Genomic DNA, 4,703 nt, shown 5'->3' with positions numbered 1-4,703 from the left:
AAACGCTCGGCTGGGAAACCCCAGCCGAGCGCCTGCATAAACTGATCGCGGCTTGATCAACTAACCACGTGTTGCAACGACCCCTGGAAACCGCCGTCCGTCGCGGGGGCTCTGTGCGGAGGCCGACGGCCGGTCAGGCGGTGTCGGTGATCGGGGCCCGCTCGGCGGCCAGGGCCACCGCCCGGGCGTCCAGCAGGGCCAGCAGGACCGGCGGGTCGAGGACCCGGGCCGGGCGCAGCCGGAGCTCGATCGGCAGCAGCGGGACGTCCGGCCGCACCTCGATGGGGCCGACCGAGCCCACCGAGACCTCGCGGTCACCCGTCAGCACCTCGTCGAACGCGGCCGGGACGGAGTGCGCCAGGAGGTACCAGGTGCCGGCCGGCACCTGGTCGAATAAGAAGACGCCGGGCCGGGGGAGGACGGTACACGCGGCGGGTTTCCCCTCGGGGACGCGGGTCGGGAACAGCCCGACGTACACCCGGCCGAGCTCCCCCGCGATCGGGGCCCGGATCTCGCCCCGGAAGGCCGACAGTTCCTGGCCGCGGCCCAGGCCGCGCAGGTCGACCTCGATCCGGGGAGTGAAACCCCCGAGCTGGCGGTAGGTGGTGGGGGGGACGCCGACGCTGCTGGCGAACCGTGAACTGAACGTACCGACGCTGTTGTAGCCGACTCGGTGGCTGATCTCGGTCACCGTGAACGTCGTTTCGATGAGGAGGCGCTTGGCCGTTTCGAGGCGGATGGCGGAGAGGAACCGCCGCGGCGAAACCCCGGTCATCCGCTGGAATTCCCGGGAGAAGTGGAATTTGCTGTACATGGCGGCCTGCGCCATGTCGTCTATGGTCAGCAGCTCGCCGATGTTGTCGTGCATGGTCTCGATGGCCCGGGAAACGGCTTGCTCGATGGCAGATGTCATCTTGGACTCCAGCTTCTCCGCTGCACCTGCGGATGAACAGAAATTCCGCCTTGCGATGATCGGGAACGAAAGTCGTGGCCGCGCTCACCGGCCGACCGTCGGAGGCGCCAGGCAAGCGAAGGGAGAACCCCCCTTCGGAAAAGGCGAAGCCGGTGATTGTATCGCCGCCATAGCAAGTGAAGACCGTAGCAGCAGGCACATGACACATGCAATGGTGTGGTGGCACTTGCCGTTGGCATGCCCAATCGGTGAGAAGTCCCGGGATTAATGTTTGAACGGGCGTCAGGACCCCTCAGCAACACAGGAGATGCGGGCGGGAGCGTAATGCGCGCACGATGCCACAGTCGCGTATGCGAATCGGGATCGGCCGGTGCGCGCCGGGCCCGCTTTTCGACAAGCAGCTGAGGAGATGCCGGTGGGCTCGCCTACCTCAGATCGACACGATTACCGGACCATCACGCTCGAGGCCTTCGCGGACACCATCGTCCCGGGCGAGAAGCGTTCCCCCGACGACCGGGCGGTGGCCGGCGCCTCGACCGGCGGCGGCGCCGTCCAGGCGGGCGCCATCGACCTGCTCGAGACACCCGCGACCGGACTGTCGGAGGCCCTGGACGACTACGCGCAGGCGCTGAACCGCCACGCCGGCGCGTACGCCGACGAGCACGGCCTGCGGCTCGACGAGGACGTCCCGCCGTTCGTCGCCCTGCCGTTCGCGGACCGGACGGCCCTGGTGCAGGCACTGACCGGGAAGGACCACCAGGAACGCGAACTGTGGGTCCTGCTGGCGCTGTTCGCGAACATGGCCTTCGACACCGCCGCCCATCTGTCCACCGCGGACGCGCTCGCGGCGGGCCACCCGGGCCTCACCACGATGGGGTTCATGAAGCCGAACGAGGACGGGCTCTGGCGGTTCCCCGACTTCTCGTACGGCAAGCAGCTGGCCGATCCCCACCCGGACACCACGTCTTCAGGGAGTCCCGCATGACAAGCACCGAGAGCACCGACGTCCTGATCGTGGGCAGCGGCTTCGGCGGCGCGATCGCGGCGTACCACCTGGCGGCCGGCGGCGCCCGGGTCACCATCCTGGAGCGCGGCCCGTGGCTGGAGGCCGACGACTTCGACCACGATTTCCTGCTCGGCTCCTCGTACACCCGGATCTTCGACTTCGTGGTGGGCGACGGGATGAGCCTGCTCGGCGGCAACTGCGTCGGCGGCGGCAGCGTGGTGTACTTCGCCGCGATGCCGCGCGCGCCGCGGTTCGTCTTCGAGCGGCGCGGCAGCATCGGCCGCCGGATGTGGCCGGGCGCCATCGACCGGGACGTCCTCGACCCCTGGTACGACCGGGTGGAGGAGGCGCTGCCCATCACCCGGCAGGACTGGAACGACGTCACGTACGCGGGCGGCCTGTTCGCCGCCGCCTGCGAGCACGCGGGGCGCACCGCCAACCCCGTCCCGGCCGCCATCGACCGGGCGAAGTGCACCAACTGCAACTGGATGATGTCCGGTTGCCGCTTCGACGCCAAGCGGTCGCTGCTGCTGAACTACCTGCCCGCGGCCCTCGCCCACGGCGCCGAGATCCGCCCGCTGCACGAGGTGCAGAAGCTGACCCGGACGGACGACGGCGGCTACCGGGTGCACTACGAGGTCGTCGACGGCGAGGACTACCGGGTGCACGCCGGCAGCGGCACGATCGACGCGAAGATCGTCGTGCTGGCGGCCGGCGCCGGTGCCACCCCGGTGATCCTGCAGCGCTCCGAGGCGGACCTGGGCGCGATGCCGCACGCCGTCGGCCGCTACTTCTCCGGCAACGGGGAGCGCCTCAACACGGCCGTCGTGGACGAGGAGAAGGCCCGCGACCTGCTGGGGCTCAAGCGGGCCGACGGCCGGGCGTTCCGGGCCAACCAGATCGGCAAGGGCCCGGTCGTGGCGAGCTGGGACAACCTCGACGGCTCGCTGCCGGAGCACTCGCGGTTCTCCCTGGAGCAGCTCTACTTCCCGCCGGGCTTCGGCACCATCCTGGCCCAGGTGCCCGACGCGAGCGGGCCCAGCTGGTTCGGGGTGGAGAAGAAGGAGCTCGTCCGGCAGTGGCAGTCCTGGCTGACCGTCTTCACCATGATCGAGGACGACAACGAGGGCGTCTTCGGGCCGCCGCCGCCGACCGGCAACGCGGTCCGGATCTCCCAGCAGATGCTGGGGCGCGGGCCGATCTCGTACCGGCCGACGGCCAACACCCTGCGCGCCTGGGAGGAGTCGGACGCGGTGGTGAAGTCCATCCTGGAGCGCGACGGGCTCGCCCGGGTGATGCCGTGGACCAACGACCTGGTGGGCGCGTACACCGTGCACCCGCTGGCGTCCTGCCGGATCGGCGACGACCCGGCCACCTCGGCGCTGGACGACCGGCAGGAGCTGCGCGACCACCCGGGCATCTTCGTCACCGACGGCTCGGCCGTGCCGGGGGCGCTCACCGTCAACCCCGCGCTGACCATCTCGGCGCTGGCCGAGCGGGCGATCCCCGGCATCGTCGCCGCCGCCCAGCAGCGCGGCGTGAACGTCAGGTACGGCGCCCCGGCGCCGGACGGCGGCACCAGCGGGCGGCGCGGCGTGCAGGCGCAGCTGCCCGGCCTGATGCGCCGGTAGCGGGCCCGGCGCCGGAACGAGCCATCGAGGAGGGGCACATGACGACACCGTTGCTGCGGCCGGCCCTGCGGCGGGCCATGGCGCAGGTGCACCGGGTCGCCCCGGTGCGGCCGGCCGACGCGGGGGAGGAGGTGACCCGGGTCTTCGCCGAGGTCGAGCGGGAGTTCGGGATGCTCGCACCGCCGATCGGCCTGCACGCCGCCTCGCCGGAGGTGCTCGCCGCCTCCTGGGTGATGCTGCGGGAGACCCTGGTCGCCGCCGGGCGGGTCGACCGGGCGGCCAAGGAGGCGGTGGCCGCGGCGGTCTCGGCCGCCAACGCCTGTCCGTACTGCGTGGAGGTGCACGGGGCGACGCTGGGCGCGCTGCTGCCCGGGGCGGGCGCCCCGGGCACGGCCCGCGCGGCGGCGGAGGCCTCGGCCGACTGGTTCCGCGCGGACGGGGGCCGGGGGAAGGCGCCGTTCCCGGCGGAGCAGGCGCCCGAGCTGGTCGGGGTGGCGGTCACCTTCCACTACCTCAACCGCATGGTCAACCTGTTCCTGGCGCAGAGCCCGGTCCCGGCCGGGCTCCCGGCGGCCGCGCGGTCGGCGGCGCGGGCCGTGCTCGGCCGGCTGATGCGCCGCGCCGCGCGGGTCGCCCCGCCGGCCGGGACCTCGCTCGACCTGCTGCCGTCGGCGCCGCTGCCCGGGGACCTGCGCTGGGCGGCGGGCACCCCGAGCGTCGCCGGGGCGTTCGCCCGGGCGGCCGCCGCGATCGACGCGGCGGGGGAGCGGTCGGTGCCGGACGGCGTCCGGAGCCTGCTGGCGGAGCAGCTGGCCGGGTGGGACGGACGGCCGCCCGGGCTCGGTCGCGCCTGGGTCGAGGACCCGGTGTCGGCCCTGCCCGGGGAGCAGCGCCCGGCGGGCCGGCTGGCCCTGCTGACCGCCAAGGCCGCGTACCGGGTCGACGACGACGTCGTCGCCGGGTTCCGGCGCGGCCGGCCCGGCGACGCCGCGCTGATCGAGCTCACCTCCTGGGCGGCCCTGACGGCGGCCCGGGAGCTGGGCGCCCGGCTCGGCGACCGCGTGCAGTGGAACCCGGACGGCACCCTCCAGTTCGCCGGCCGGGTGGACAACCAGGTCAAGCTGCGCGGCTACCGGGTCGAGCTGGACGAGAT

The 4,703-nt window shown here is 72.8% G+C and carries 4 protein-coding genes; 3 read left to right on the top strand and 1 reads right to left on the bottom strand.

Going from position 1 to position 4,703, the window contains the following annotated elements; translation table 11 throughout:
- Positions 1-133 precede the first annotated feature (133 nt).
- Positions 134-913 (bottom strand): helix-turn-helix transcriptional regulator, encoded by a 780-nt coding sequence (locus ABZW03_RS37560; RefSeq protein ID WP_355268878.1) that lies wholly within the window; start codon positions 911-913, stop codon positions 134-136.
- A 415-nt stretch (positions 914-1,328) separates the two neighbouring features.
- Here ABZW03_RS37560 and ABZW03_RS37555 point away from each other — a divergent pair, with 415 nt between their 5' ends.
- The 3 genes from ABZW03_RS37555 to ABZW03_RS37545 all read left to right on the top strand — a co-directional run.
- Positions 1,329-1,898: a DUF5987 family protein gene (locus tag ABZW03_RS37555; RefSeq protein ID WP_355268876.1), complete on the top strand. Its 570-nt coding sequence runs from the start codon at positions 1,329-1,331 to the stop codon at positions 1,896-1,898.
- Positions 1,895-3,550: a GMC family oxidoreductase gene (locus ABZW03_RS37550; RefSeq protein ID WP_355268874.1), complete on the top strand. Its 1,656-nt coding sequence runs from the start codon at positions 1,895-1,897 to the stop codon at positions 3,548-3,550. The genes ABZW03_RS37555 and ABZW03_RS37550 overlap by 4 nt, the downstream gene beginning before the upstream one ends.
- Positions 3,551-3,588: 38 nt before the next feature.
- A partial coding sequence (locus tag ABZW03_RS37545) for a carboxymuconolactone decarboxylase family protein (protein WP_355268872.1) occupies positions 3,589-4,703 on the top strand: 1,115 nt, incomplete at its 3' end.

The sequence above is a fragment of the Kitasatospora sp. NPDC004799 genome, assembly GCF_040609095.1.
Classification (GTDB): domain Bacteria; phylum Actinomycetota; class Actinomycetes; order Streptomycetales; family Streptomycetaceae; genus Kitasatospora.
This window is presented reverse-complemented; position numbering and strand designations above follow the sequence as displayed.